Source organism: Desulfosarcina widdelii, assembly GCF_009688965.1.
GTDB lineage: Bacteria > Desulfobacterota > Desulfobacteria > Desulfobacterales > Desulfosarcinaceae > Desulfosarcina > Desulfosarcina widdelii.
Map to the genome: position 1 here is coordinate 3100069 of NZ_AP021875.1, position 26574 is coordinate 3126642.

The window sequence follows — 26574 nt, forward strand, 5'->3', positions numbered from 1 at the left end:
AAACGCTTTTATTGACATTTTCTAAGAGTTGTGGACGTTTAAATGCTCCCCCTGCTCTTGACCATAGGTGTACTGTATATATTCGCAATCGGCGTTGGCCGCTTGAGTGCCGCTTTGGGAATTCCCCGCGTTACCGGATACCTTTTAGTGGGTCTGGTGGCCGGCCCCTATACCGCTGAGATTTTAGGGTTGCCCGCTATCGTTACAAAGGCACAACTTGCCAAACTTTCACCGCTGCACGATATGATTCTCAGCTTGATTGTATTTACCATCGGCGGCAGTTTTCGTTTGAAAACCATTCGTAAAATCGGATCGGGGCTATTTCGTCTCAGCGCATTTGAAATCGGCTTGAGCGCACTTCTTGTCTGGGTGGGGACCCTGTTAATGGGGGCTTCGCCGCTGGAAGCAGGCTTCCTTTCCGTGATGGCGATCACCACTGCTCCGGCCGCCACCCAAATGGTAATGCGCGAATATCAATCGCGGGGATCACTGACCGACACCATTCTGCCGCTCATCGGTATAAACAATCTACTATCGATCATCGCTTTCATATTGCTGATGCATTACGGCTTATCTACTTCCCCGCCATTTTGGAAAACGATGATCCAACTTTTGGGTCCTCTCGGATTGGGTGTACTTGCTGGAACATTTGTCGCTGTCATGGATCAGCGTCTCACCCGTCAGGTGGAACGACAAATGTTAGTATTGGGGGCTGTTGCTCTCGCCACCGGTGCAGCTTCGTATTTCCACTTATCAGCTATGCTGAGCATCTTGGTCGCCGGCGTCGTTGCCGTGAACGCCGCCCCCCACGGTCCGCGAATGCTCGAAGAACTATCGGGAATCGATTATCCATTTTATGTGCTGTTTTTCATCATGGCAGGAGCAGAACTCCATATCGAAGCCCTTTTCCATATGGGGGTCATCGGTTTGGTTTACATAGTTGCACGGAGCGTGGGAAAATTCATTGGATGCCGTACAGGGGCCAGGATGGCTGGGATGAATATTACGATCAGAAATTGGCTGGGCCCAGCCATGCTGGCACAAGCCGGCCTGGTAATCGGTTTATCAAACGTTTTGGCGAAGGAGTGGCCAGGTCCTGGCAAGAATCTACAGACGTTGATCCTGGCATCGGTGGTGGTGTTCGAAATGGTTGGCCCCCTGCTTACCCGCACTTCGCTGGTCAATGCTGGTGAGATAACGGTTTTGAATCTACTCGGAAAGCGCAGTCCGGTGGGCTATGGCGATGGCTTGCGACGGGTCTTCGGCGAATTTGTGAGATCCTTGGGTCTTTCTCCCATTGTGCGACGGAATCTGCCAGGTGATATCCGGGTATCCCACATCATGCGTCACAACGTGGAGGTATTATCCCACAGGGCGCCGTTCGACGAAGTCGTTAAGACCCTTGGCCATTCCAGCTATGACAGCATACCGGTAGTCAATGACAGTGATGAGCTTATTGGGGTTGTGAAATTTGCCGATGTTTCGGATACCCTTTTCGATCCGGGCCTGAGACATATAGTCGTCGCGGCTGATATCGCCACCGATGTCTACCTTAAAGTGACCCCGGAAGATACCCTTCAAACGGCTATACTCAAACTGAAAAATCACCCACGGGCCACCTTCCTGCTGGTGGTGGCACAGGGCAATCCCTCCATGTTGGTGGGCATCGTGAGCCACAATGATTTGCTGGCAGCCCAATTGCACTATCCTCGATAGCCAACGATCGATAGTCCGCGAAAATGAATCTCGATGTATAAAGGCGGATACACGCATGGTTAAAATCGTTGGAATTACAGAAACTTGCAATCTCTGGAATTCAGGCTAACCTCATTCAATCCCATATCTTGTGGTCGGCCATTATTCCCAATTATTGCAGCTTACAATTACAAACATGGCATGCCGCCCGAAACTTTCATTGTTCAGATTTGTAAATGGATACCTGCCGATCCAGCCCAGTCCGAAAACGTGCTATTGCCAAAAGCTACTTGCCACTGGCGCAGGTACGAACACTATAGAGTGAAGAACCTTATAACAGGAGGGATAATACCTAAAATTTGATAAAATATTTCCCTACCCTCCAATCATTTCGGCATTTTTGATTTTGGTCGGAATATGATTTTGTTGAAGTGAAGGTCAGGCGTTGAGCTTTTGCAGTTGTTTGCGCGCTGCGTCGCGGACCGTTTTGTCGGAATCGTTATCGATGACCTTTTTGAGAACGTCTATGTTGGTCTCTTCCTTGACGGCAGATTTTCTTACCTTGGGATCTGAGCGAGCAATTTTAGGAAGAAAAATGTCTCTGAACTTCATACGCGATTTGCCCTCCTTTGTTTGCTTTTTTTTATTTCGTATAATGCGAACATTCGTCTTTCAATGGGGTGAAGACTGTATTTTGACAGCCAAACCGTCGAAACTTGCGCAGACTGGTTTTGTGCAAGTTTTCCGGGGTCATAGAGATGAGTAAGCGCCTCACTGAAGCCATTCAAAATACATGCTTTACAGTATATGCAAATGGGTATCCCTGGCGAATTGTTTAAATCGATTCGCAAGGGTTTTTTACGTTTTCAATCTCCCGGTCCTTATTTTTCTGATTTAGTGTGCAAATAATTCTGAGATAGTGAGCAAATTTACAGCGTGTTTGATACAGGTACAGGGGTATAGGGGGGGTTGACTATTCCAACAAAACGGAATGCGGGGATCTGATGCGACTTTTGTGATACTTTGATTAGACGTTCCTGATACTTATGTGATCCGCGCGGCGTGTGCCGAGGCGGATTTTCTATTCCAGAAAAATGGTCTGTTTACGGCATCGCGGAACAAATTTTTGCACTCTATTCCAGAAATTAGAACCGGGGGTTTTAAATGAATATGTTTTGATTAGTTGTGTTTGCAGTGCATATACGAAGCCCGGGTAATGACCGACCTTTCGGATAGCCAGTTGGAATATGGTCATAGGGAATTTTGAGGGATGGTATTGGTACCTTTACCGGGGCTGAAACGATTTCGGATTTAAGGGATGTGGCTATCTGTCGTTGGGCTAGTTTGGTAATTAGTTTGAGGCATCAGCATAAGCCTGCCTTGTCATCATCCCTATTCGATAAAAAGCATGCTTAAAAGTCACCCAATGGTCTACTGAACGTAAACTTGAACGGATCAGCCACCAAATAGTCGTAGGCGGGCTTTGTGTTGCCTCCCAAAGCAGAAAATGGAAGGGAAATGACGAACACCGCTCCGCCGATCACCGTCGCACAGAGACCCAATGGTCTGACCACCAAAGCATCACTTGCCATTTTCCCGGCAATGAGATCGTCGTCTTGTTCTAATTCTCCAGCAAAGCAGGCCATGCAGGGAACAGTTACCAATGCCATCACGGTCAGTAATACGATAACGTGTTTCAGAATCCCGTTCATTTTATTTCCTTCCTATCGGTGAAACGGTACCTTCGTAAAAACATCGGGCGACTGATAATGATATCGGAAGACAACAAATTTACTTTAGAGACCTTGGGCAGAATAGACTACAACCTGATCACCCGCAAAGCTCACCTGGATGTATTTCCCTTCATTACCCCAGATGCAATTTTTCAGGCCAATCGCTCCATCGCATTTGTCAGATTTTCCCAAAAGAGAGACAACCTCATCGTAACTCATACCGATTTCCAGCTGGTTATAATTTTCTGTGGTTATCTTGCTGCAGCCAACGAACAACAAGACTGCAGACAAAACTAAGAGCACTGTTTTTTTGAGCATATTGAGACTCTCTCTTGAAATAAAAAAAAGGCAGGGTCGGATTGCCCTGCCATTAAAAATTTTTCCCTACCTTCTATTTTTTAGCCCATTTATTGTTTTTCTTTTTATTCATTTTTTTCATCTGACCGGGAGGGTACTGTTTCCGGTGCTGATCATTGTAGGTATAAGGTTTATCGGTATCCATTTCGATCGACACAGAACTCCCAAGCCGAACCCTCAAATCATGAGGAAGTGATGCCGCAATTTGCCAGTTCGAACCATTGAGATAAAAATACAGGCCCCTGTTGGCGTCATGATACACAGAGGATGAAGGATAATACTCGTATTGATGTTTTGCGCGATATCCGTGAGCAGGCGCATGAGACGGTGGACCGTTCTTCTTTGCTTTCACCACAGTTGGACTCGGTTCCGCCTTCTGGTCGTTGCCCCAAGAAAAACTGAATGATCCAGCAAAAACATACGATGACAATAGAAAGAAAACTGATAAAAAAATGATACATAGAATGAATTGCTTTCGCATTATCCCCCCTTTCTGGTTTGTGATAAATTCCTGCAAGAGGGGTGCCGACAATTTCAATCATGAAAATACATATTATTACAATATGTTAAAAATTTAGGATTTAATTCAATTCATTGTCAGTAACAATAATTGTCAATGATACCGTACAAAAAAAGTAAAAATGCTGGCCTATTGAATGTGAAAAGATGCAAAAGTCTTATTTGTCCGTTCTTTTGATGAATTGTTATTAATTGAGATAAGTCAAAGTCTTGCCGTACTTGGGATATGTAAATGGATACCTGCCGATCCAGCCCAGTCCGAAAACGTGCTATTGCCAAAAGCTCTTGCCACTGGCGCAGGTACGAACACTATAGAGTGAAGACCTTATAACAGGAGGGATAATACCTAAAATTTGATAAAATATTTCCCTATCGAGTTGTCTGGATCGGCTCGTATAGGTTTTTTACGTTTTCAATTCACCGGAATGGATTTTTCTGATTTAGTGTGCAAATAATTCTGAGATAGTGAGCAAATTTACATTCTAAAATTATCATAACCTTCTGTTGTTTAAAATGAATTCCCTCCTGTTTCTGCTAAATCCTATGTCCAACGTTCCTCATTAAGGTTACCGATTAGCCGATTGCAGCACGCCGGGCATATGAACACCGTAAACGCCTACATTTTTTGCCTCAGAAATTTCTGACATATTGGTAGGATTAACCTACCGTCAACCGGCCAAACTTCTCATATTGCCAAATACAAGCCCCAACATAAATTAAATCTGTACAAAATTATGTAACGGGCGGATGGGATATGGTGACCATGAACAGACGAATTGAGGCTGTGCGTAGATTACAAAACTGCGGGACGCAACAAATGGTCGCATGGATCTTTGCTGCCAGCCTCCTGCTCTATGGCTGCCAAGCCCATACCATCAACCCATCACCAGAGCCATTGCAGACCGGAGGCGACGTTTACAGCATCCCCTTGCCATCTTCAAAACCAGTCGATCAAAATTGGTGGGCGTCGTTTGAAGATGCCAAGCTCGATGAACTCATCGATGAAGCACTGAACCGCAATTTCGATATCATGCGGGGCCTGGCCAGGATCGATCAGGCCGATGCACTCACCCGCCAGGCCAGGGCAGCGCGCCTACCTCAGGTAGACCTCGAGGCCAGCGTTCTGAGGGATTGGGCAGATGGTGAAACACGCAATCGCCTGGATCGGATCGGCGGTGCATTGGCCTGGGAAGTCGATGTGTTCAATCGGCTGGGATCCGCAGAATTGGCGCGCCAGAGTGAACGCGCAGCACGTGTTGAAGACCTGGAAGCCATAAGGCTCAGTCTGTCCGCCGAAGTAACCACTGCTTATTTTGATGCGGTCGGACAACGCGCCCAACTTCTCTTGCTCGAACAACAGATTGAGGTTGACCGGGAGTTGCTGGAACTCACCGAGCTTCGTTTTGAAGCGGGCCTGACGGCATCGGTGGATGTACTGCAGCAAAGCAGTGTATTGGCCGAAACGGAAAGCCTGGTGCCCCCCACCGAAGCTTTGCTGCGCGTTGCAGAAAACCGCTTGGATGTGTTGATCGGACAGGCACCGGATGCCGTGGATCGCATAGACGACAGCGATCGGTTTGTTCCAATCAAAGACCTGCCGTTTATCGGGGTCCCCTCCGATCTCTTGCTCAACCGTCCGGACCTGAGGGCCTTGAGAAACGAGCTGATCGCAGCGGATGCCGAGATTGGACAGGCCATTGCCGACCGCCTGCCGCGGATCACGCTTGACGGTTCCCTATTTTACGGAGACGGTTCGGACTTCACCGGACCCGCAGGCATCCTATTGGGATCGATCGTCCAACCGCTTCTGGATTGGGGGGCGCGCAAGGCCGAAGTCGAACGCAGCCGCGCGCTGTATGTCGAACGGCTGGCGGTATTTTCCCAGGCCTATTTGCAGGCGATCGAAGATGTTGAAAACGCGCTTTTCCAGGAACGCAAACAGCGCGAGTTTCTGGATCGCCTGGAGCGTCGTCGCCGTTTTCTTAAGCGCACCGTCGAAGAGACCAGAGATCGATATACCAATGGCCTGACAGATTTTTTGCCGGTCCTGGATGCGCTCAAAGAGATGCAGAGGATCGAGCGCATCATCGTCAGACAGCAGCGAGCGTTGCTGGGTTTTCGGATTCAGCTCCACCGTGCTTTGGGTGGACAGGTGAACGCAACCGGAAATGGAGATCCGATTTCATGAAAATCAAAAACTATTCAACGATTCTGCTTGGGACGGCCCTGGCGGGGCTAATGGGCGTTTTTGGGGTTGCGCAGACAAGCGCTGCTCAGCAGGCCGTGCCCGTGATTGTCAAGGCGGTTGTGAGCGATCGTTTTGTCGACCGTGTGGAAGCGCTTGGAACGCTGCGTGCCAACGAAACCGTGGCATTGACCGCAACGGTTTCCGAAATCGTGACCGCCGTACACTTTGAGGATGGCCAGCGGGTGAACAGCGGCAGCATCCTGGTCGAGATGACCAATGAAGAGGAGCATGCCCTGATCGAAGAAGAACGTTCGACGCTGACCGAAGCCAAAAAACAGTATGATCGATTGCGCCCTCTGGTCGGGCGTGGGGCGGCATCCACATCGTTGCTCGATCAGCGGCGCCGGGAGTACGAAACCGCAAAAGCGCGGCTTAGGGCCATCGAATCCAAGCTGCGGGATCGTCTGATCATCGCACCGTTTGCCGGGATTGTCGGCCTGCGCAATGTCAGTGTGGGTGCACTGATCGAACCGGGGGACGTGATCACGACCCTGGACGACGACAGCGTCATGAAGCTCGATTTTACGGTGCCGTCCATTTACCTGGCGAGCCTCAAAACCGGCCTGCCCATTGTTGCCACATCCCCCGCATTCGGCGAACGCCAGTTCGAGGGCAATGTTTCCAGCATCGACAGCCGCATCGATCCGGTTACTCGTGCCATCGTCGTCAGAGCGATTCTGCCCAACCCGGAGCGTCTGCTCAAACCGGGGCTGCTGATGCACGTCACGTTGCTGAAAAATCCGCGGGATATTCTGGTGATTCCTGAAGAAGCGCTGATTCCGTCCGGGCGTCTTAACCACGTGCTGGTCGTTGACCGATCCGCCGACCCCAGCGTCGTCCACCGCCGCCAGGTGACCATCGGCAACCGCAGGACGGGCGAAGTCGAAATTGTCGAGGGACTTGAAGCCGGAGAATTCGTGGTCGTTGACGGTACGTTGCGCGCTCGACCGGGGCATCCTGTTACCATCATCGCCCAGGACGGCGGCGACGAGCCTTTGGCCCGCCTGTTGAACCGTAAACGGAAAGGTCAGGGCCAATGATTCTTTCCGATGTTTCCGTCAAGCGGCCCGTATTTGCCGCCGTAATCTCGCTATTGCTGATTGTCTTCGGCATGGTCTCGTTTGGCCGACTCCCGTTGCGGGAATACCCGGACATCGACCCTCCCGTGGTGACCATTGAAACGCTCTATCCAGGTGCCTCTGCCAATGTGGTGGAGACACGCATTACCGAACTGATTGAAGAGCGCATTGCCGGCGTCGAAGGCATCGATTTTATCTCCTCCACCAGTGAAGACGGGCTTTCCACGGTGACGGTCGAATTCGATACCGGGCGGGATGTTGACGGGGCGGTCAACGATGTTCGGGATCGGGTCTCGGCGATTTTAGGCGATTTGCCGGACGAAGCCGATCCGCCGGAGATCCAGAAAGTCGATTCCAACAACGATGTCATCATGTGGTTGAACCTGGTCAGTGATCGTATGAACGTGCCAGCCTTGACGGACTATGCCGATCGCTATCTGGTCGATCGGTTTTCGGTCCTGGACGGTGTCGCCAGGGTGAGAATTGGCGGCGGTCAGAACTATGCCATGCGGATCTGGATCGACCGCAATGCCATGGCGGCGCGGGGGCTTGTAGTCAGCGACGTCGAAACCGCCCTGCGAGCAGAAAATCTGGAACTGCCGGCCGGAAGTATCGAATCCGAAACGCGCAGCTTTACGGTGCGGGTCAAGCGTGCCTTTCGAACGGCGCAGGATTTCAGCCGCCTGGTTCTGGCCCGCGGTGACGACGGCCACCTGGTTCGATTGGGTGACATTGCCCGCGTCGAGCGCGGCACCGAAGAGGACCGGACATTCTTTCGGGGCAATGGCGTGGCCATGGTGGGCATGGGCATCATCAAACAATCGACCGCCAATACGATCGATGTGGCCCGCGGTGCCAAGCAGGAAATGCAGCGCCTCAACCCCACCTTGCCCGAGGGGATGGAAATCAAGCAGAGCTACGACACGTCGGTTTTTGTCGAAGGCGCCATCAAGGAGGTCTATAAAACCCTGCTGATTGCCATCGGCCTGGTCATCCTGGTGATCTTTTTCTTTCTGGGCAGTATTCGGGCCACGCTCGTTCCGGCGGTAACCGTTCCGGTTTCCATTGTTGCCAGTTTTATCGTTTTAAATATACTGGGGTTCTCGGTCAATCTGCTGACGCTGCTGGCACTGGTCCTGGCCATCGGATTGGTGGTGGATGATGCCATCGTGGTCTTGGAGAATATCTACCGGCGCATGGCGGAAAAAGGCGAATCCCCCCTGGTTGCGGCGTATCGCGGCGCACGCCAGGTTGGCTTCGCGGTAATCGCCACCTCCCTGGTGTTGATCGCGGTGTTTGTTCCCATTGCTTTTCTGCAGGGGGATGTGGGGCGTCTGTTTTCCGAGTTTGCCATCACCATGGCGGCGGCGGTTTGCTTTTCCAGCATCGTGGCCCTGAGTCTCTCGCCCATGCTGGCATCCAAAATACTGAAACGCAAAACCAGCCGCCGTGACGGTTACACCCGTATGGGCCGCTTTTTCAAATCCATCCGCAGCCACTACCGCCGATTGCTCAGCCGCTGCATGAAGCGCCCCATGCTGGTGGCGGGCCTTTTTGCGGCACTGGTCTTGGCCACGGTGTGGCTGTTTGGACAGATTCCCACGGAATTCGCTCCCAAGGAAGACCGCGGCGCATTTTTTGTGATCGTCAACGGGCCGGAGGGCGCCTCCTATGCCTACATGGAAGAATATATGAACGAAATCGAGCGGCGGTTGATGCCATTTGTCGAAAGCCAAGAGGCCACCCGGCTGCTGGTTCGAGCGCCGCGAACTTTTTCGAATTATGAGAACTTCAATACCGGCATCGTGATTTTCGTTCTCAACGACTGGAACCAGCGGCGATCCGCCTGGGCCATCATGGGCGAGGTGCGCAGCAAACTGGCCGGCCTGCCGGGGGTGCGCGCCTTCCCCGTTATGCGCCAGGGCTTTGGTGCTTCCATTCAAAAGCCGCTGCAGTTCGTCATTGGCGGCGGCACCTATCCGGAATTGGCCCAATGGCGAGATACGCTGCTGGCGCAGATTGACGCCAACAATCCGGGCCTGATCGGGATCGACTGGGATTACAAAGAAACCAAGCCCCAGCTGCAGGTGAACATCGACTACGATCGCGCCGCCGAGTTGGGGGTGACCATCGGCGCTGTCGGTCGCACCCTGGAAACAATGCTGGGCTCCCGGCGCGTGACCACCTATCTTGACGCCGGTGAAGAGTATGACGTGATTCTGGAAGGTGAACGCGAGCGTCAACGCACGCCAAATGATCTGCAGAACATCTATGTGCGTTCATCGCGCAGTGGCGAGCTGATTCCGCTGTCCAATCTGGTCACCATAGAGGAGTTCGCCGATTCGACCACCCTGAACCGCTACAACCGGGTCAGGGCCATCACCATCGAGGCCAACCTTGCAGACGGTTTGGCCCTGGGTGATGCGCTGGCCTACATGGAAGGATTGGTCAAGGCCCACCTGCCGGAAAACACGATCATTGATTACAAGGGACAATCCCAGGATTACAAATACGCAACCCAGTCCATAATGTTCGTTTTCCTGCTGGGAATATTGGTGGTGTTTCTTGTTCTGGCTGCCCAGTTTGAAAGCTATCTCAATCCGCTGGTGATCATGCTGACGGTGCCGCTGGCCATTGCAGGCGGGTTGATGGGTCTGTATCTGACCGGAAGCACCTTGAATCTGTACAGCAAAATCGGCCTGGTCATGCTGGTCGGACTGGCGGCGAAAAACGGCATTCTCATCGTCGAGTTCGCCAACCAGCTCCGGGAGCGGCACAAATCGTTTAATTATGCGATCCTGAAAGCTTCCGAAGTTCGCCTGCGCCCCATCGTGATGACGGGCATCACCACGGCCACGGGTGCAATCCCCCTGATTCTTTCCTCGGGTGCCGGGTCGGAAACCCGCATGGTGATTGGCGTTGTCGTTCTGGCCGGGGTGTTGTCGGCGACCCTGTTTACCCTGTTTGTGGTGCCGGTTGCCTACAGCCTGCTCTCCCGGAGAACGCATCCACCCGGCCAGGTCGCGCGACGGCTCGAGCAAGAGCGGGCCAGTCTGAAAACCGGCCCGACCTTGCAGCTGTATAAAAAAATGATCCCAATCGTTTTCAACAGACAGTTAAAAAATGACAGGAAATATAGATAGTGCCCGTCCAGAAATAGGCAAATTGGGTCGAGATCGAGGCGCACGAAAAATTTTACCACAGACATATAGTGGATATTTCGAGGATAAAATTTTTTGGTGCAACAAAGATATCGGGCGAATTGGCCATTTCTGGATAGGCATTAGATAAAAAGGGAACAATTTCTATGCGGTCCGTTTGTTTATTGATCATCATATTGGCAGGATCAATCATTCTACCGGCCTTCGACAGCTCGGCAGACAATAACGAGATGATTGCCCGGCTAAAAGCCGGCGGCCATATCTTAATGGTTCGTCATGCGCTTGCACCGGGAAGTGGCGATCCGGATCATTTTACGATTGGTGACTGTGCCACGCAGCGGAACCTCAATGAAACGGGTCGCGCTCAAGCGCGAAGCATCGGCAATTGGCTTCGCCACATAGGCGTCGCATCGGCGCGTGTATACTCCAGCCAATGGTGCCGGTGCCTCGAAACGGCCAGTTTAATGCACTTGGGCCCTGTAAAACAGTTGCCCGCCTTAAATTCGTTCTATGAGCGAATTCAAGACCGGGAGCCGAACATCAGCGCGCTGAAAGATTTCATTTCCCGGCAACCCGTGGATGGCGAGTTAATTGTAATGGTAACCCATTTTGTATCCATTGCCGCCATGACAGGCGAGAGCGTTTCCTCAGGCATGGGAGTACTGTTGGAATTGAAGGAAGATGCACCCTACAGCGTGGTCGGCAAGCTGACTTTTGAGAATTAACACAATGGACTCTTTGACCCAGTTAACATTCGGCGCCGCCTGTGGAGAGGCCATCCTTGGTAAAAAGGTCGGCCGGAAGGCTCTTGTTTGGGGTGCCGTCTTGGGGACATTACCGGATCTGGATGTCTTTATCCCCCTGGGCGGCCCGGTAGACAACTTTGTTTACCACCGCGGCTTCAGTCATTCTCTTATTCTCCTGGTGCTGTTATCACCGATGATTGCCTGGCTGATTTCGAATATCCATTCTGACACGAAGCGATATTATCGCAGATGGGTTCTGCTCGCCTTCCTTGTACTGGAAACCAGCGTGCTGTTGGATCTGCTGACCATATACGGGACACAAATCTTTTGGCCGTTTGACACGACGCCCATGGCACTCCCGATTTTATTCATCATTGACCCCCTTTTTACTTTACCGATACTTTCGGGCGTTTTGGCTGCACTGGTGCTAAAGAGGAACAGGTCCCTGGGCCATCGACTCAATTCGGTCGGCCTGTTTCTCAGCCTGATCTATCTTGCCTGGGCGTTTGGTGCCGGCGAATTCGTCGAACGCAGGGTAAAAGAAAAGCTTGCGCATCAGCAGGTATCTCATTCCCAGCTCATATCCTCCCCGGCGCCGTTCACCACGCTGCTATGGCGGGTGGTTGGCATCGATAAAGACCGATATTTCGAAACCTATTTCTCGCTGTTCGATAAAGAAACACCGTTGCTGGTTGATTTCCACCCCAGAAACCTGGCCTTGATGACAGGAATCGAAGAACACCCGCCGGTTGTCAAACTGAAGTGGTTCACCAGGGGCTATTATGCCTTTTCTACTGTGGACGAGGATGTGGTCATGACCGATTTGCGCATGGGGTCGGAACCCGATTATGTCTTCCGATTCAAGGTTGCCCGATTGAACGATTTGCAGCCCTATCCGATCGACGATGAAAGATTGAAAACCAGCCAGGATTGGCGGCGCCTGGCTTGGGTGTGGAAAAGAATCTGGAACGCGAGACCTGAAGGCTGAAAAAACCAATTTTGAAAGTCAGCCAGATTGATACTTGACGGTCTTGTAAAAAGTCGCAGCGCCGTCATGCCGGACTTGATAAGCCTGCCCCGGACCTGATCCGGGGGCATCCAGAACCCATTGAAATGACTGGATTCCGGCCTGCGCCGGAATGACGAAAAAATGAAAATTTCGACTATTTATGAGTCTGTCAAGATTAACCACATTGCAAAATAAACTGTTTGTCGTAGATTATTATTATGATGACATCCGATTCTCGACATCCCCATCCGTTAAGCACCCTGCGCCTTGTTTTCGTCGCTGCGCTGGCAGGACTGTGGATTCTTTTTGCGGCGGCCGTCGATTCCGCAGCACAGCAGACCCTCCACCACGAACTCGAGGTGGAAATCCTGCACGATGCCAAAACCCTGCGCGGCAAGGACACCATCCGTTTTCCCAGGGGCGCGTCGCGCCTGCGCGTGGCCTTTCGCCCCGATGTGCGCATCCTTGGCGTAAAGGGCGCCACGTACACCCAAAAAAAGGGCGTGCTGGATCTGAATCTCGAGGCCGCAGATCCGTCTTCGAACACCGTGGTCCTGCGCTACGAGGGCGTATTCGACGACCCCTTCGAGGCCGAGCCCTTTTCCATGGACAACCCCGGCCAGGGTGTCATGGGAACCATCACCGGGTATGCCGCCTTCTTCCTGGCTGGCAGCGGCTGGTACCCAGTGATCCTGGAAGATATCCCCGAGACCTTTCGGGTGTCGGTGACCGCGCCCAGGGGTATCTATGCGGTGATGGAAGGCAGGCTTGAAACCCATGCCGACGACGGCGACAGGAGTCTTTCAATTTGGTCGGTGGCTCGCCCATCGGGACCGCTGGCCATGTTTGCGGGGCGCTACGTCGTCAATGAACGTATGCACGGCAAGGTGCGCATCGCCACCTACTTCTTTCCGGCCAATGCAGGACTTTCAACCCGTTATCTGGACGCCGTGCAGCGTCACATCAGCCGCTATGAAGCGCTTCACGGGCCTTATCCGTTTGCCAAATTCGCCGTGGTGGAAAATTTCTTTCCCACCGGATACGGTTTTCCATCGTTTACGCTGCTGGGCAGTCGCGTGTTGAGGCTGCCTTTCATTCCCGATACCAGCCTCAGGCACGAGGTGGCCCACTGCTGGTGGGGCAACGGCGTGTTGGTGGATGCTGCCGGGGGCAATTGGTGTGAGGGGCTGACCACTTACGTGGCCGATTACCTTTCCAAGGAGGAGGATTCCTTCGAACAGGCCCGGGGCTATCGCCTGCGTACGCTCGAAAAGTATGCGCTTCTCGCCGCAGGAGAAAAGGACTTTCCCCTGTCCAATTTCCGCAGCCGCTACAACCCTGCCAGCCAGGCCGTCGGCTATGGAAAGGCCATGTTCGTGTTCCATATGATGCGCCTGCGAATCGGCGACGCGGCGTTCTGGGCTGCTTTGCGGGACATCTATGGCGAGCGGCTATACAAGAAAACCAACTGGGGCCACTTTATGGATGCTTTCGCCGAGCACGGCGGCTTGGATCAAGATGCGGTGCGCACATTTTACGATCAGTGGATCACCCGTCCGGGTGCACTGCAATTGGCCATGGATCGCCCCCGGGTGGTTACCGCGGCAGGCCGTACGCAGGTGGAGGGGGTACTCATTCAGAAATCTCCCCGCTACAACGTCCGCGTGCCGTTAGAGGTGGCCGGTGCCACGGTCAAACAGAGGGAGAACGTACCCCTGGATGGTGCCACGGCGAAGTTCAGCATCCGAATGCAACAGGCGCCTCGAACCGTGGCCGCCGACCCCGACTTCGATGTTTTTCGCCTTCTCTACCCTGAGGAAATTCCGGCCACCGTCAATGCGGTTAAGGGCTCCGGCGCCCTCGCCGCCGTTCTCGCCGAAGACAGCCCCGAACCCTGGGCACAGATTTTCCGAGGACTTCTCATGGGCCTCAACCACGGTGGCACACCCGTCTGGAGAGAAAGCAGGTTCGCTGCCGAGGATACCGCCGGAGCGGACGTACTCTTCTTTGGCATGCCCAAACGGGAAAAAGGACGGAACCTGTTGTCGGAGTTAGGTGATGCAGTACTGCTCTCGTCCAGGGCTTTCCAGGTGGGAAAGGACATTTCCAGCCGCAATGCCGACACCCTGTTCGCGGTCTTTAAAAAGAACCAGAGGCTGGTGGCCGTGTTCCTTCCCGTGGCGGGCACCGACGTCGAGACGGTGGTGCGCACGGCCCGCAAAATTACTCACTACGGCCGCTATGGCCGGCTGTCCTTCAAGGGCGGCGTCAATACCGGCAAAGGCGTCGGCGAGGTGTCCGGTTCGCCCCTTGTCGTTGATCTGGGAGACAACTCATGAGAATGCGCCTTGGTGTTCAAACGCTGCTGTTTGTATTGCTGTTCATTCCCGGCACCATCCTTCAGGCAGCGGACATGACCCTATGGGACGTGGCCGGCAGAGCCGAAATCAGCCTGGACCAAGCCGCCGGGAAGTTGCCGTCACCGGGTATTGTCTACGTCGGAGAATTCCACGACAATGCGGCCCACCACGCCGCCCAGCTGGCTGTCATCCAAAGCCTGGATAAACGCAAACGCCCCGTGGCCGTGGGCCTGGAGATGTTTCAACACATCGAACAAAGCGTCCTCGACGCCTGGGTCGCGGGGGCGCTGAGCGAGGACGAGATGCGCCGGGCCTTTGCCCGCAATTGGAGTCAGGACTGGCATTTGTACCGGGATATCTTCCTGTACTGCCGGGACCGGAGCATTCCTATGATCGGTTTGAACGTGCCGCGAAGCATCACCCGCAAGGTGGCGAGAAACGGCTTCGAGTCCCTGACGCCCGAGGAGATCGGTAAGCTTCCCCCCATCGTTTGTCGCGTAGACCGGGAATACGAGGAATTCCTGCGCCGTGTACTTGGCCATCACGGCTCGGAATCGGGCTTTCGCCGCTTCTGTGAGGCCCAACTCGTCTGGGACACAGCCATGGCCATTTATGCCCTGGCGTACCTCGAAGACCATCCCGAGCACACGGTTGTCGTTCTTTGCGGCATGATCCACGCCTGGAAGAAAGCCGCTCCCGAGCAGGCCGCGCGCGAGAATGCCGAAGTCGAGCAGGCCGTGATCCAACCCTCTGTAAAAGGCCGCTGGACGCCCGGAAGTGTCTCAAAGCAGGACGCCGACTACCTGATCCTCGGCCTGGAGGAATAGCCCAGGAGAAGATCGCCAACCGTGCAGAATTGCCTGAATGATTCGACCCAACCGTCATGGCGAGGACGGGGCCTGGCGATCCGCGGCCGGTTCGAGGCGAATGAGGTGACCGTCGGATTCATCCGTGAGAACGTAAATCAGTCCATCCGGTCCTTGACGGACATCTCTCACGCGATGCCCGATGCGCAGGGCCGTTTGAGCGATCACCCGTCCGGAATGATCCAGGTCGATTCGCCGGATATCCTGGGACTTGAGTCCGCCAACGAAGATATCGCCGTGCCACCGGGGAAAACGGTCGCCGGTATATACCATCAACCCGGAGGGAGCAATGGCCGTCATCCAGACCACTGTTGGATCCACCATGCCAGGTTTTGATACGTGGTCTGAGATTTTGAAACCGCCCAGGTACTCGCGGCTGAAGGTAGCCTCCGGCCATCCATAATTTCCGCCCTTGACAATGCGGTTCAACTCGTCTCCACCAAGCGCCCCGTGCTCCGATGCCCACACCACCTTTCGGAGCGAATCGTAGGCCAACCCCTGGATGTTCCGGTGCCCATAGCTCCAAATGGTTTTCTCGGCATCCGCCGTATCGGAAAAAGGATTATCCCGGGGCGCATTGCCGGCATCATCCAGCCGCAGTATTTTTCCCAAATGGTTTTGTTTGTTCTGGGCCTGTTTGCGAATCCAACCCCCCGAGAGTCGTATCGGTGGATTCCCGCCATCACCGATGGAGACCAGTAGGCTTTCATCGGGAAGCCACAGCAAGCGCGATCCAAAATGTTGTTTGCCGGACTTATGCACCCCGACTTGAAAAATCACCGTCCAGTTTTCGAGGCGGTCACCATCGAACTTGGCCGCGGCGACGCGCGTATGGTTCGCATTGGCATTGCCGTGAGCATAGGAAAAATAGATCCGGCGGGTTTCAGAAAAACGGGGGTGCAAACGGACATCAAGCAGGCCTCCCTGACCCGCGGCAAATACTTCGGGGACACCATCGACGGGAGCAGGCACCAGCCTTCCCCCCTTCACCAGACGCAGCCGCCCCGGCCGTTCGGTGATCAGCAGATCACCATTCGGCAACCACGCCATGGACCATGGGTGCGCCAACCCTTGAAGCAGTGTGAAACTGCGAAAGCCACCCTCGGCAGGCACCTCGTCGTCAATGACAACAGGCTCTGCCGCGCGAACAGATACGACAACCGTTGCCAGCAGAACAATCATCACGGGGAACGCCAATGCTCTCGTCAATAAATGGTTGCCGGGTATCATTTACTCAATCCTTTACACGGTTAAGGGAAGCAGCATAAAAAGCGAACCCGCCCAGGTGACCGTGGTAAAAAAACATTCAGAAAATTACTGATCCTATGCTGCCAAACATATCTCATATTTCCAGATTTTTGTATCTGTGGCAAGAGCACAAGAATCGGTAGGGTTCTTTTTTATGGGATCGCCGGAATGGTTTTGCCTTTCCGTCCGAATCCGTTCGAATTGACCGCCCATCGCCCAACATCTTGTATTTTCTTTCCAGACTGTTATACTTAAAAGTTTATACCAGACGCTTTTGTTGATTCATGCGCACTCGGATCGCACGGTATAGACACCATAAATAGGCCTTTCGCCTTTTTTGAAAAATAAGGATAAAAGGTATTTCCATGTCCGTAGAGCAGAACGTCGAAGGCGATGCAAAAGGCGTCCACCAATCCTCAATGATATCGCGAAAAAGAAAGCAAGGTGCGGGGTTGCCGCACCTTTCGCTGTTCACGTTTGAAAAAGGACCCCAAGCCCACATACGCGGTTTACAGTCCGGGAGACCGGGTCCGGCTAAGCGCCGAAACTGGAACCGTATGGATTATCACAAGGGCACAGTTTCAACATGGAGATGTCCATGCTGAGGCAGGCCGCTGCTGCGCTGGGCACGGCTCTTTTAGGTTCATGCCGTGACCTTGCGCCGATTGTGGTCGTCATCGCTTTGTTCCAAGGGATGATCCTGCGTCAGCCCCTTCCGGAATTTTTTTCTATTGCAATGGGACTTGGGCTGGTCATTCTGGGGCTGGCCCTCTTTGTCGTTGGTTTGGATATCGGCCTTTTCCCTCTGGGTGAGGCGCTGGCCGAAGAGTTTGCCCGAAAAGGAAGCCTTACCTGGCTGCTGGTGTTTTCCTTTATGTTGGGATCGGGAACAACGGTGGCCGAGCCGGCGTTGATCGCCATCACCCGCGAGGGTGCGCTCGCCGTGTCGGAAGCCGGACTCATTCCCCGCACCCAGGCATCCATTGCGGGATACGCGCTGGGTGTCCGCCTGACGGTGGCTGTTTCGGTGGGCGTGGCTATCGTCATCGGTGTTTTGCGAATCCTTCGCGGGTGGCCCCTGCCCTATTTTATTTTAGGAGGTTACGGCCTGGTGATGCTGATGACCCTGTTCGCCCCGAAAGAGATCATCGGGCTGGCCTACGATCTCGGTGGGGTGACGACCTCGACGGTGACCGTGCCCCTTGTGACCGCTTTGGGTGTGGGACTCGCCCGCACCATCCGTGGTCGGGACCCGTTGACGGACGGATTCGGCCTCATCGCCTTGGCGTCGCTGACGCCGATGATTTTCGTCATGGTTTATGGCCTGGTCATGCACTGACGGGATGGACCGAAGGCGGTCTCCGGATAAAGTCGCCAAAAGCGACATTCGAAAATGCCGCCCATCACATCGGGAGATGACAATACCATGGAAATCCTTTTCAATCCGGCTCGACTGCTTTTTGCCACCGCTAAAGACGTGGTGCCGGTGCTGGCGCTCCTGGTCTTTTTTCAGATGGTCGTTCTTCGCCAGCCGATCCCCCGGCCCAGGCGCATTGTCTTCGGTTTTTTTCTGGTTCTCGTCGGGATGGCTTGCTTTCTGGGCGGCCTCGATCTGGCGCTTTTCCCCGTGGGACGAAGCATGGCCAAAATGCTCACCGAAAATGCGGGCGGCGGCAGCGCGGTGTCCTGGACGGCTTACGGGTGGGTGTATCTCTTTGCCTTCATGGTGGGGTTTTCCACCACCATTGCCGAGCCCTCCCTGATCGCCGTGGCCAACAAAGCCCAGGAGGCCTCCAAAAGAACCGTGTCGGCGATGGGTTTGCGTGTGGCCGTGGCCCTGGGTGTCGCCGTCGGTATCTCCCTGGGCACGTTTCGCATTGTCACCGGCACACCGCTTTATCTTTACATTCTTGTCGGCTATTCTTTGGTGGCCATTCAAACCATGGTTGCACCTAAAGTCATCGTTCCGCTGGCCTACGATTCGGGGGGCGTCACCACTTCAACGGTTACGGTTCCGCTGGTGACCGCGTTGGGTTTGGGTATCGCCTCCAACGTACCGGATCGCAGTCCGATTCTGGACGGCTTTGGCCTGATTGCCTTTGCCAGCCTGTTTCCCATCATCAGTGTGCTGGGCTATGCACAAGTTGCCCAGTGGATGATCCGCAGGAAAGGCTGAGTAAAATGACTCCGCATGAGGGTGGCCGGATAAAACAAGGGAAAGCGCAATGCCAAAAGCAACCGGTTGGCAGCGCCCAGAGGAAATGCAAGATTATCGGTGCGTCTTGCAGACATCGATTCACACAGGAGGACAAACGTGGCTTTTAAATGTATCGTAGCCATGGTCAAACCGGATCTCACCGACAAGGTCGTCGACTCGGCGAAAGGCGCCGGCGCAACTGGGGCCACCGTCATCGACGCGGCGGGTACCGGTGCGCGAGAAGCTAAGACGTTTTTTGGATTGAGTCTCGACATTCGCACTGAGGTGGTGCTGTTTCTCGTAAGTGAAAATTGCGTTGCATCGGTGCTTTCGGCCATTCACGAAGCCGGGCGATTTCACGAACCCGGTACCGGGATTGCTTTTGTGCTCAGCGTAGAATCGGCAATCGGCATCGAAAGCCAGATGACCAATGAGCAATAGGTAGACTCCCTGTTGGAAAAAAAACGAATCATGGCGGCTCCAAAAGCAATGATGAAAATAAGTTGGATAATGAGAAGAACTCCGGAAGAAAAAAGTAATTGATACCTGATGAGGCACCTCATGCTTAAAAATACCCGCGAAGATTACGGCTTGGTGTCCCGATTGCTGCACTGGCTCACCTTTTTTGTTGTTGCAGGGATGTTGGCCGGGGGGCTGTTGCTTGGGGTGTTGCCGGATGGCGGCATCAAATCCATCGTTGTCAGCGCCCATAAATCATTTGGGGTTTTGGTTTTTTTCTTAATGGTCGTGCGCTTGCTCTGGCGTCTTGAAAATTTTAGACCCCGGTTTCTGGGTTCCCACCTGGCGCTGCGCTACGTTTCAGAGGTTTTGCATGTCTGTCTCTATGTCCTCCTGCTGATTCAGCCGTTGGCTGGAATCCTCATGTCCCAAGCCTATGGATATCCCGTTGGCGTGTTCGGCTGGATCCAAATGCCGACGCTGGTCTGGCACAGTCCATCCCTTGGCGGGATTTTCAGTCAGATCCACAGCGCAACCGCAATGATTTTGGCGGCGGCCATCGTTGTCCACGCTGCAGCGGCCTTGAAGCATCACTACATCGACGGCGACCGGACGTTGATACGAATGCTGAAAGGTCGATAAACGGATATGGGTAGGCTTGGCCTACCAACTACCGATCAGGCATTTCATATTGCAGCCTTCTGGATCGGCCATAGCTTTGTTCTGAGAATGGTAATGAATATGCCATTTGTCCGAAAAGTATGGTCGCGGGCAAGGAGGTGTTGCCATGAAATGGTCAATCAAAATCGGAAAATTTCTCGGTATCGACGTAAACATGCATCTCACCTTTCTTCTGCTGATCGGATGGGTCGCGCTGGTACACTGGCAGCGGGGCCAAAGTGTCGGCGCCGCGCTGATTGGTGTTCTATTTATTCTCGCCATCTTCCTGTGCGTGGTGCTGCATGAGTTCGGCCATGCCCTGATGGCCAGGCGGTATGGAATCGCGACACGTGACATTATTCTGCTGCCAATCGGCGGTGTGGCGCGCCTGGAGAAGATTCCTTCCCAACCCATGCAGGAACTGTGGGTGGCCCTGGCCGGACCGGCCGTCAACGTGTTCATTGCGGCCGCCTTGTTTTTCTGGCTTCAGGCAACGGCTTCATGGGAACCGTTGCAGCGCCTGACCGTCACCACAGGCCCGCTTTTGGAGCGTCTCATGGCGGTCAATCTGTTCATGATCGCTTTCAACATGATTCCCGCCTTTCCCATGGATGGGGGGCGCGTTTTTCGCGCCGCCCTGGCAACGCGGTTGAAATACGACCGGGCGACCCGGATTGCAGCTTCCGTTGGCCGCGTGATCGCCGTTTTGTTTGGCCTGATGGGCCTCTTCTATAGTCCGTTTCTACTGTTCATCGCGGTGTTCGTCTGGCTGGGCGCGACCCAGGAAGCGGCGTTCACCCAAATGAAATCTGCTGTCGGCGGCATCCCGGTTCACCAGGCAATGGTCAACGAATTCAAGACCCTCGACGCCGATGACAGTCTGCAGCGAGCTGTTGAGTTCACGCTGACCGGCACCCAGAAAGATTTCCCGGTCGTCAGCGATGGCATTTTGGAGGGTGTTCTGCGCCAGGCCGACCTTGTCACGGCGTTGTCCGGAAAGAGCTCCCAGGCAACGGTAGCATCCATCATCCGCAAGGATGCCGCTTCCGTCGAATCAACGGAAATGCTGGATACGGTCGTTACCAAGTTGAATGAATGTCGATGTGACCTGTTGCCCGTGACCCGGGAGGGAAAGCTCGTCGGTGTCGTGACGACAGACAACCTCGGTGCGTTCATGCGGATTCGGGAGGCTGCGGCGGACTAGTAATGAAAGGAGACCTTTATGGAGCTGAATATGCGTGCAATCGGCAAACAAGAGGTTCAGCTGTGGGATCATTCGCGGGTACAGCTGACAGAATTCTGGAGGCAGGGCCCACTGGTGCTGGTTTTTTTGCGACATTACGGCTGACCGTTCTGCCGCGAGCAGGTGGCGCAGTTGCGCCGCGAAAAAGAAGCGTTTGACCGCCTGGGTGCGGCAGTGGTGCTTGTCGGGTTGGGCAGTGTCGGGCAGACGGCCGCATTCAAAGAACGGTTCGATGTCCCCTTTCCCATGATTGCCGATCCGGATAAACGTCTTTTCGAGGCCTTTCGACTCAAACAGGCGTCCGCTGGGGCGCTGCTGTCTGCCAAAATGGTATTACGGGGGGTTACGGCCATGGCCAAGGGCCATGGTATCGGCGTTCCCCAAGGGGACGTACGCCAGCTGCCCGGGGTCTTTATTATCGACACCGACGGTCGCATCCTGTTCAGCCACCATGCCGCCGGACCGGCCGATCATCCGTCGCCCGATGTTCTGCTTGATGTGCTGAGCGGTGAACGCACTGCATGATCATCTGGCGTGACACTTCTCAATGTATCCCCACTTGGCGCAATTGCCTAAAATACACAGATTACAAAATGCCAATGCAACCAGATCGGCACACCGACTGTTCGAGATTCATTTTTGGTTTTCAAATACTTCAACCATTGATTTGTATTTCTCGTGAATCATATTTCGATCAAACTCCCAGAACTCTTCAAGCATTGCCCGGTCCTCTTCATCAGTGAAGTAAATTCTGGATCTATGGGTAAAAATTTTATCTTCTTTTTCAATATGTCTGGGATAAAAATCAATGAGGGTTTTAAGATTTGCAGTAATATCTGCCAAGGCAAGCTCATCCCCATTCCGATAGCGAGTGTCAACTTCAACAAGCGCTTTGGTTGTCTGTCTACCAAATACATGTTCATCGATCAGTTCTTTCATGATTTTAATATCTTCTGATTTCAACCTTTTTTTATTGAGTTCCCGAAAAAGAATATCTTCCTCTTTCCCGTGATGCGTCCGGTCGGCGTATACACGTATGAAATCAACTGCTATATCCACGAACACAGGATCTAACTCGTGATTCGATTCGATTTTGGCCAAAACTCCTTTGAGTACGTTAAGAATTCTTTCAATCAAAAGGTGCTCTATCATGAGAGCGCCTCATGCTTGCATATTAATACCTACTTTTTTATTCCCGAAACTCATTTTGATGAAATTACAGAGTCGGGTGTAGCTTTTTTGCGTAGTCAGCCGCATTGATACCGGCAACACACCCCTCACCAACCGCCTTTGCTACCTGCCATGGTGGGCCACAGATGTCCCCGGCGGCGAAGATACCAGGTACACTGGTGAGTTGGTCCTTGAACTGGCTGCCGAAGTTTTTCGCTTGGCGTAGGCCAGTTTCCAGCATCGCCTAGCCAGTGGCATTTAACAAGCTCGCCATGTTCTCCACGTGTGCCCGAAATAGGCTGCTCTTGTGCTCCTTTTACGAACACAACCTGGAACTGGCCGACTATAAGCGGATGGCGGTAGTATTGGCCGGGATCTCCAGCCGATTCATCATTAGCATCAATGACCATCCAGATATCAGGGAGGTTTTCAACAATTTTGAAATAAAGTCGATGAGTTTGAAGTATACGGTTTCGAAAGACAAACAGACGACAGGAAAGAAGTTGTTGGTTTCCAATTTCTGATGCTGGAGGGTCCCAACTGCTTTTAATGACAGTTTGCCACATATCCAACCGACAACGTAGTTCCGCAAAAATCGGGCTTTGACAGAGATTAATTTTATGGATTAGGCTCAATTTATCCGCAATCGAATCAAAGCTGCGATAAAGTATTGTATTCTTCGTTCCGATTTGAAACGTTTGGGGCAGTCAAGAGAATGATATTTGTATTTGGAGTCTGCTATTGCTTTTAAGGAACGAGTTAATGCCATGATTCAATTTTGAATAATGATATAAAACAGTTGGGGGTGAGTTGGTTTTATTTTGTCAGCGGCCACGGATCAGCAACCGCCTATAACTTTTTATGTCTGATATTAAGGAAGGTAAGAAATGGTATCAGGTACTGATTTATTCTATGGCCTATTTAATAATATGGCGATTTTTATCGTCTTAATAGCTGTCTATGGATTTTTAATCAGTACTTTTGAAGAATCAGCCAAATTTACCAGGCAGGCTTTGGTCGGTTTTACTTTTGGTCTTTTTGCCATTGGCTGCATGTATGCCAAAATACCTGTAGCTGAAGGCGTTGTCGTCGATCAAAGAAACGCCATAATCACACTTTGCGGTGCTTTTGGGGGGCCACTGTCAGCAGTTATAGGCGCCTTTATGGCTGGCACCTACCGGATCAATCTTGGCGGAGCAGGCGCTTTAAGTGGAGTAATCGGGGTTGGCTTATCTGCTCTGGGTGGTACGGTTTTATATAATTTCCGTGACAAAATTGACAGCATCCCAAAGGCATTTGTTTCTGCACTGGCAGCAACACTAATAGTCCTTCCTGGTTGGCTTTTTTATAAAGATATACAGACAGCATGGGCGTTGTTAAAAGCGGTGGCTTTGCCTTATGGTTTAGCCATTTTCTTCGGAATTTTTTTTGTTGGCCTCCTGCTTGCTCGACAGGAGCACAGCCACCTTGCAAAAATAAAACTAATAAAATCCGAGGAACGCTTACGAGAAAGTGAGCAGCGTTTAGATTTAGCATTGTCGGGTGCAAATGAAGGAATATGGGACTGGAATCTACAAAACAACACAATTCATTTTGACAAACGCTATTACACAATTTCTGGCTATTCGCCCAATGAATTCCCAGCTAATTTCGATGAGTGGGAGCTGCGGGTCCATCCTGATGACATACAGCAGGTGAAGTCTTCAATTCAGAATTATTTGTCTGGAGAAATAGAAAGCTACGATAATGAATTCAGGTTTAAACACAAAGACGGCCATTATATGTGGATTCAAGGCAAAGGAAAAATCGTGGCACGGAACGATCAGGGAGAACCTGTTCGTTTTATCGGTACGCACTCGGATATCACCCTACGGAAACAAACAGAAGACTCGCTGCGTATCACGCGATTCATTTTTGACAAGGCCTCTATCGGGATTTATCGAATTGGGTCAGACGCTATGATTATTGACGTAAACAGACAAGCTGCCTTAGAACTCGGGTATACTGTTGATGAGCTTCATGGAATGTCAATCTTCGACATCGACCCACATACAAAAAGCGATGAATGGGGGGCGATGTGGCAATCATTATGTGAGACTGGGTCAAATCATTTTGAAAGAATACACCGCCGCAAGGATGGCAGTGATATGTTCGTTGAGATTACAACGAACCTGCTTGAATACGAGGGAAACCAATTTTCTGTTGCATTCACCCAAAACATCACTGAACGCAAAATTGGGGAGAATAATTTAAAGGCCAGTGAGCGCCGATATCAAGATCTATTTAACGAAGCTCCGATAGGATACGTGGTAATCGAAAATAAAGATGGAGATCCTTATATCAAAAATGTCAACAAAGCTTTTCTGAACCTCATAGGCTATAATCGCGAAGAAATTTTAGATACGCCTCTGTCTCGATACTACACAGAGACATCAAGAGAACTATTGAAGAAAGTTGATTATCAGCGAGCATTCAATGGGGTTACCATACATGAAGAACGCGATCTTCTAACTCGCGAAAAAAAGATTGTGAACACGATTTTGCATGTCCATCCTATTTATGAAGAACACAATAAAATAGCCGGTGCACGTGCAATGTTTTTAGACATCACGGATCGTAAAAATGCTGAAAAAGAGGCCAAACGATTAGAGCTTGCTTTGCTGCAAGCCCAGAAAATGGAGGCCATTGGCACACTTGCCGGAGGCATTGCTCACGATTTTAACAATATCCTTGGAGCGATTATAGGCTATACCGAGCTTGCACAAATATATTCAAAAGAAAATCCTAAAATTCAAGAATATACTAAACAAATTTTTATAGCAAGCGAACGTGCAAAGGGACTTATACAGCAAATACTCGCTTTTAGTCGGCAGACTAAACTTGAAAAGCAACCGCTTGATATTGGTGTGGCTGTAAAGGAAACATTAAAGCTCCTCCGGGCATCAATTCCAAGAACTATTGAAATGCAGCAGGATATTAAAACAAATATAGGTGCTGTATATGCGAACCAAACTCAAATCCACCAAGTCGTTTTAAATTTGTGTACGAATGCAGCCCATGCTATGGAAAAAAAAGGTGGAAAGCTTTCCGTTGATTTGCATCCTATAGCCATCAATGAGAACGATCGCTCAAACTTTAATGAACTAAAACCGGGTCTTTATATTAAGCTTATGGTTACAGATACAGGCCACGGTATGGATAATTATACAATCTCGCGAATATTTGACCCTTACTATACGACCAAAGAAGTTGGAGAGGGAACCGGGATGGGACTTGCCCTGGTACATGGAATCGTAAAGGATCATGGCGGGGATATAAAAGTCTACAGCGAGCTCGGTGTTGGAACAGCTTTTCACATATTATTTCCTACAATTGAAGGAAACGAAGAAAAAGCAACAACAGAAATAGATCCTTTGCTGAAAGGTAAAGGCAACATTTTATTTGTTGATGATGAAAAGCCCTTAGTTGATATTGGAAAGGATTTATTGGAATTTCTTGGCTACCAAGTTGAAACGCGAACAAGTCCTATTGATGCATTAGAAGCCTTACGAGCAAAACCTGACAAGTATGATTTAGTCATTACGGACATGACTATGCCTAATATGAACGGTGACAAACTTGTTGAAGAAATAAAACAATTCCTACCCAAACTTCCTATCATAATTTGTACTGGATTCAGCAAAAGACTATCACAAGACAAAAAATCGGAAATGGGGATTGATAGCATTCTTATGAAGCCACTTACATTAAACGATCTTGCTACTACGGTTAAGAAAGTGTTGGATGAAACAAATCAATCAATCAATCAATAAATAATGCTTGAA

The 26574-nt window shown here is 51.7% G+C and carries 23 protein-coding genes; 15 read left to right on the top strand and 8 right to left on the bottom strand.

Translation table 11 applies throughout. The features are described 5' to 3' along the window. Positions 1-42 precede the first annotated feature (42 nt). Positions 43-1716 (top strand): cation:proton antiporter domain-containing protein, encoded by a 1674-nt coding sequence (locus GN111_RS14530; RefSeq protein ID WP_155304439.1) that lies wholly within the window; start codon positions 43-45, stop codon positions 1714-1716. A gap of 417 nt (positions 1717-2133) precedes the next feature. On the opposite strand, the gene GN111_RS14535 is transcribed toward GN111_RS14530, so the two are convergent. The 4 genes from GN111_RS14535 to GN111_RS14550 form a co-directional block, all read right to left on the bottom strand. Then, positions 2134-2307 carry a hypothetical protein gene (locus GN111_RS14535; protein WP_155304440.1) on the bottom strand — a complete coding sequence of 58 codons (174 nt, stop codon included), beginning with the start codon at positions 2305-2307 and terminating at the stop codon, positions 2134-2136. A gap of 800 nt (positions 2308-3107) precedes the next feature. After that, positions 3108-3407 carry a hypothetical protein gene (locus GN111_RS14540; RefSeq protein WP_155304441.1) on the bottom strand — a complete coding sequence of 100 codons (300 nt, stop codon included), beginning with the start codon at positions 3405-3407 and terminating at the stop codon, positions 3108-3110. An 84-nt stretch (positions 3408-3491) separates the two neighbouring features. Then, positions 3492-3746 carry a DUF3862 domain-containing protein gene (locus GN111_RS14545; RefSeq protein WP_155304442.1) on the bottom strand — a complete coding sequence of 85 codons (255 nt, stop codon included), beginning with the start codon at positions 3744-3746 and terminating at the stop codon, positions 3492-3494. Positions 3747-3819: 73 nt separating this feature from the next. After that, the gene (locus GN111_RS14550) at positions 3820-4266 is read right to left on the bottom strand and encodes a hypothetical protein (protein WP_155304443.1); all 447 of its coding nucleotides are present in this window, start codon (positions 4264-4266) and stop codon (positions 3820-3822) included. 855 nt (positions 4267-5121) lie between these two features. On the opposite strand from GN111_RS14550, the gene GN111_RS14555 reads away from it, so the two are divergent. The 7 genes from GN111_RS14555 (at position 5122) to GN111_RS14585 (ending at position 15734) form a co-directional block, all read left to right on the top strand. Beyond that, on the top strand, positions 5122-6492 hold the full coding sequence (locus tag GN111_RS14555) for an efflux transporter outer membrane subunit (RefSeq protein WP_170302299.1): 1371 nt from the start codon (positions 5122-5124) through the stop codon (positions 6490-6492). Further along, positions 6489-7592: an efflux RND transporter periplasmic adaptor subunit gene (locus GN111_RS14560; protein ID WP_197740552.1), complete on the top strand. Its 1104-nt coding sequence runs from the start codon at positions 6489-6491 to the stop codon at positions 7590-7592. The genes GN111_RS14555 and GN111_RS14560 overlap by 4 nt, the downstream gene beginning before the upstream one ends. Further along, the gene (locus tag GN111_RS14565; RefSeq protein WP_155304445.1) at positions 7589-10774 is read left to right on the top strand and encodes an efflux RND transporter permease subunit; all 3186 of its coding nucleotides are present in this window, start codon (positions 7589-7591) and stop codon (positions 10772-10774) included. Before GN111_RS14560 ends, GN111_RS14565 begins: the two co-directional genes overlap by 4 nt. Positions 10775-10938: 164 nt before the next feature. Further along, the gene (locus GN111_RS14570; protein ID WP_155304446.1) at positions 10939-11517 is read left to right on the top strand and encodes a histidine phosphatase family protein; all 579 of its coding nucleotides are present in this window, start codon (positions 10939-10941) and stop codon (positions 11515-11517) included. 4 nt (positions 11518-11521) lie between these two features. Beyond that, the gene (locus tag GN111_RS14575; protein WP_155304447.1) at positions 11522-12526 is read left to right on the top strand and encodes a metal-dependent hydrolase; all 1005 of its coding nucleotides are present in this window, start codon (positions 11522-11524) and stop codon (positions 12524-12526) included. 239 nt (positions 12527-12765) lie between these two features. Continuing rightward, positions 12766-14886: a M1 family metallopeptidase gene (locus GN111_RS14580; RefSeq protein ID WP_155304448.1), complete on the top strand. Its 2121-nt coding sequence runs from the start codon at positions 12766-12768 to the stop codon at positions 14884-14886. Beyond that, positions 14883-15734 carry a ChaN family lipoprotein gene (locus GN111_RS14585; RefSeq protein WP_155304449.1) on the top strand — a complete coding sequence of 284 codons (852 nt, stop codon included), beginning with the start codon at positions 14883-14885 and terminating at the stop codon, positions 15732-15734. The genes GN111_RS14580 and GN111_RS14585 overlap by 4 nt, the downstream gene beginning before the upstream one ends. Positions 15735-15788: 54 nt before the next feature. Here the strand turns inward: GN111_RS14585 and GN111_RS14590 are convergent, their stop codons facing one another. After that, complete coding sequence (locus tag GN111_RS14590) at positions 15789-16955, bottom strand: PQQ-dependent sugar dehydrogenase (RefSeq protein ID WP_155308025.1); 1167 nt, start codon at positions 16953-16955, stop codon at positions 15789-15791. A 664-nt stretch (positions 16956-17619) separates the two neighbouring features. Here GN111_RS14590 and GN111_RS14595 point away from each other — a divergent pair. The 6 genes from GN111_RS14595 to GN111_RS14620 all read left to right on the top strand — a co-directional run bounded on the left by GN111_RS14595 (position 17620) and on the right by GN111_RS14620 (position 22105). Then, complete coding sequence (locus GN111_RS14595) at positions 17620-18360, top strand: DUF1538 domain-containing protein (protein ID WP_231715748.1); 741 nt, start codon at positions 17620-17622, stop codon at positions 18358-18360. A gap of 87 nt (positions 18361-18447) precedes the next feature. Next, positions 18448-19197 carry a DUF1538 domain-containing protein gene (locus tag GN111_RS14600; protein ID WP_155304450.1) on the top strand — a complete coding sequence of 250 codons (750 nt, stop codon included), beginning with the start codon at positions 18448-18450 and terminating at the stop codon, positions 19195-19197. 138 nt (positions 19198-19335) lie between these two features. Beyond that, positions 19336-19659, top strand: a complete 324-nt coding sequence (locus tag GN111_RS14605; protein ID WP_155304451.1) for a P-II family nitrogen regulator — start codon at positions 19336-19338, stop codon at positions 19657-19659. Between the two features lie 120 nt (positions 19660-19779). After that, positions 19780-20319 carry a cytochrome b gene (locus GN111_RS14610; protein ID WP_170302300.1) on the top strand — a complete coding sequence of 180 codons (540 nt, stop codon included), beginning with the start codon at positions 19780-19782 and terminating at the stop codon, positions 20317-20319. Positions 20320-20464: 145 nt separating this feature from the next. Further along, positions 20465-21541 carry a site-2 protease family protein gene (locus GN111_RS14615; RefSeq protein WP_155304453.1) on the top strand — a complete coding sequence of 359 codons (1077 nt, stop codon included), beginning with the start codon at positions 20465-20467 and terminating at the stop codon, positions 21539-21541. 18 nt (positions 21542-21559) lie between these two features. Continuing rightward, positions 21560-22105 carry a peroxiredoxin-like family protein gene (locus GN111_RS14620; protein WP_241392854.1) on the top strand — a complete coding sequence of 182 codons (546 nt, stop codon included), beginning with the start codon at positions 21560-21562 and terminating at the stop codon, positions 22103-22105. Between the two features lie 108 nt (positions 22106-22213). Here the strand turns inward: GN111_RS14620 and GN111_RS14625 are convergent, their stop codons facing one another. The 3 genes from GN111_RS14625 to GN111_RS33935 form a co-directional block, all read right to left on the bottom strand. Continuing rightward, on the bottom strand, positions 22214-22732 hold the full coding sequence (locus tag GN111_RS14625) for a hemerythrin domain-containing protein (protein ID WP_231715749.1): 519 nt from the start codon (positions 22730-22732) through the stop codon (positions 22214-22216). A 64-nt stretch (positions 22733-22796) separates the two neighbouring features. Beyond that, positions 22797-22898, bottom strand: a complete 102-nt coding sequence (locus GN111_RS14630) for a hypothetical protein (protein WP_231715788.1) — start codon at positions 22896-22898, stop codon at positions 22797-22799. Continuing rightward, positions 22858-23322, bottom strand: coding sequence for a hypothetical protein (locus tag GN111_RS33935; RefSeq protein WP_231715838.1), 465 nt, complete (start codon positions 23320-23322; stop codon positions 22858-22860). The genes GN111_RS14630 and GN111_RS33935 overlap by 41 nt, the downstream gene beginning before the upstream one ends. 315 nt (positions 23323-23637) lie before the next feature. Here GN111_RS33935 and GN111_RS14635 point away from each other — a divergent pair, with 315 nt between their 5' ends. After that, a complete protein-coding gene (locus GN111_RS14635; RefSeq protein WP_155304455.1) occupies positions 23638-26562 on the top strand; it encodes a PAS domain S-box protein in 2925 nt (974 codons plus the stop codon). Positions 26563-26574 lie beyond the last annotated feature (12 nt).

Coding starts and splice junctions, on each gene's coding strand:
- GN111_RS14530 (WP_155304439.1), top strand. CDS start 43: ATGCTCCCCCTGCTCTTGACCATAGGTGTACTGTATATATTCGCAATC.
- GN111_RS14535 (WP_155304440.1), bottom strand. CDS start 2,307: ATGAAGTTCAGAGACATTTTTCTTCCTAAAATTGCTCGCTCAGATCCC.
- GN111_RS14540 (WP_155304441.1), bottom strand. CDS start 3,407: ATGAACGGGATTCTGAAACACGTTATCGTATTACTGACCGTGATGGCA.
- GN111_RS14545 (WP_155304442.1), bottom strand. CDS start 3,746: ATGCTCAAAAAAACAGTGCTCTTAGTTTTGTCTGCAGTCTTGTTGTTC.
- GN111_RS14550 (WP_155304443.1), bottom strand. CDS start 4,266: ATGCGAAAGCAATTCATTCTATGTATCATTTTTTTATCAGTTTTCTTT.
- GN111_RS14555 (WP_170302299.1), top strand. CDS start 5,122: ATGGTCGCATGGATCTTTGCTGCCAGCCTCCTGCTCTATGGCTGCCAA.
- GN111_RS14560 (WP_197740552.1), top strand. CDS start 6,489: ATGAAAATCAAAAACTATTCAACGATTCTGCTTGGGACGGCCCTGGCG.
- GN111_RS14565 (WP_155304445.1), top strand. CDS start 7,589: ATGATTCTTTCCGATGTTTCCGTCAAGCGGCCCGTATTTGCCGCCGTA.
- GN111_RS14570 (WP_155304446.1), top strand. CDS start 10,939: ATGCGGTCCGTTTGTTTATTGATCATCATATTGGCAGGATCAATCATT.
- GN111_RS14575 (WP_155304447.1), top strand. CDS start 11,522: ATGGACTCTTTGACCCAGTTAACATTCGGCGCCGCCTGTGGAGAGGCC.
- GN111_RS14580 (WP_155304448.1), top strand. CDS start 12,766: ATGATGACATCCGATTCTCGACATCCCCATCCGTTAAGCACCCTGCGC.
- GN111_RS14585 (WP_155304449.1), top strand. CDS start 14,883: ATGAGAATGCGCCTTGGTGTTCAAACGCTGCTGTTTGTATTGCTGTTC.
- GN111_RS14590 (WP_155308025.1), bottom strand. CDS start 16,955: ATGATTGTTCTGCTGGCAACGGTTGTCGTATCTGTTCGCGCGGCAGAG.
- GN111_RS14595 (WP_231715748.1), top strand. CDS start 17,620: ATGCTGAGGCAGGCCGCTGCTGCGCTGGGCACGGCTCTTTTAGGTTCA.
- GN111_RS14600 (WP_155304450.1), top strand. CDS start 18,448: ATGGAAATCCTTTTCAATCCGGCTCGACTGCTTTTTGCCACCGCTAAA.
- GN111_RS14610 (WP_170302300.1), top strand. CDS start 19,780: ATGCTTAAAAATACCCGCGAAGATTACGGCTTGGTGTCCCGATTGCTG.
- GN111_RS14615 (WP_155304453.1), top strand. CDS start 20,465: ATGAAATGGTCAATCAAAATCGGAAAATTTCTCGGTATCGACGTAAAC.
- GN111_RS14625 (WP_231715749.1), bottom strand. CDS start 22,732: ATGATAGAGCACCTTTTGATTGAAAGAATTCTTAACGTACTCAAAGGA.
- GN111_RS14635 (WP_155304455.1), top strand. CDS start 23,638: ATGGTATCAGGTACTGATTTATTCTATGGCCTATTTAATAATATGGCG.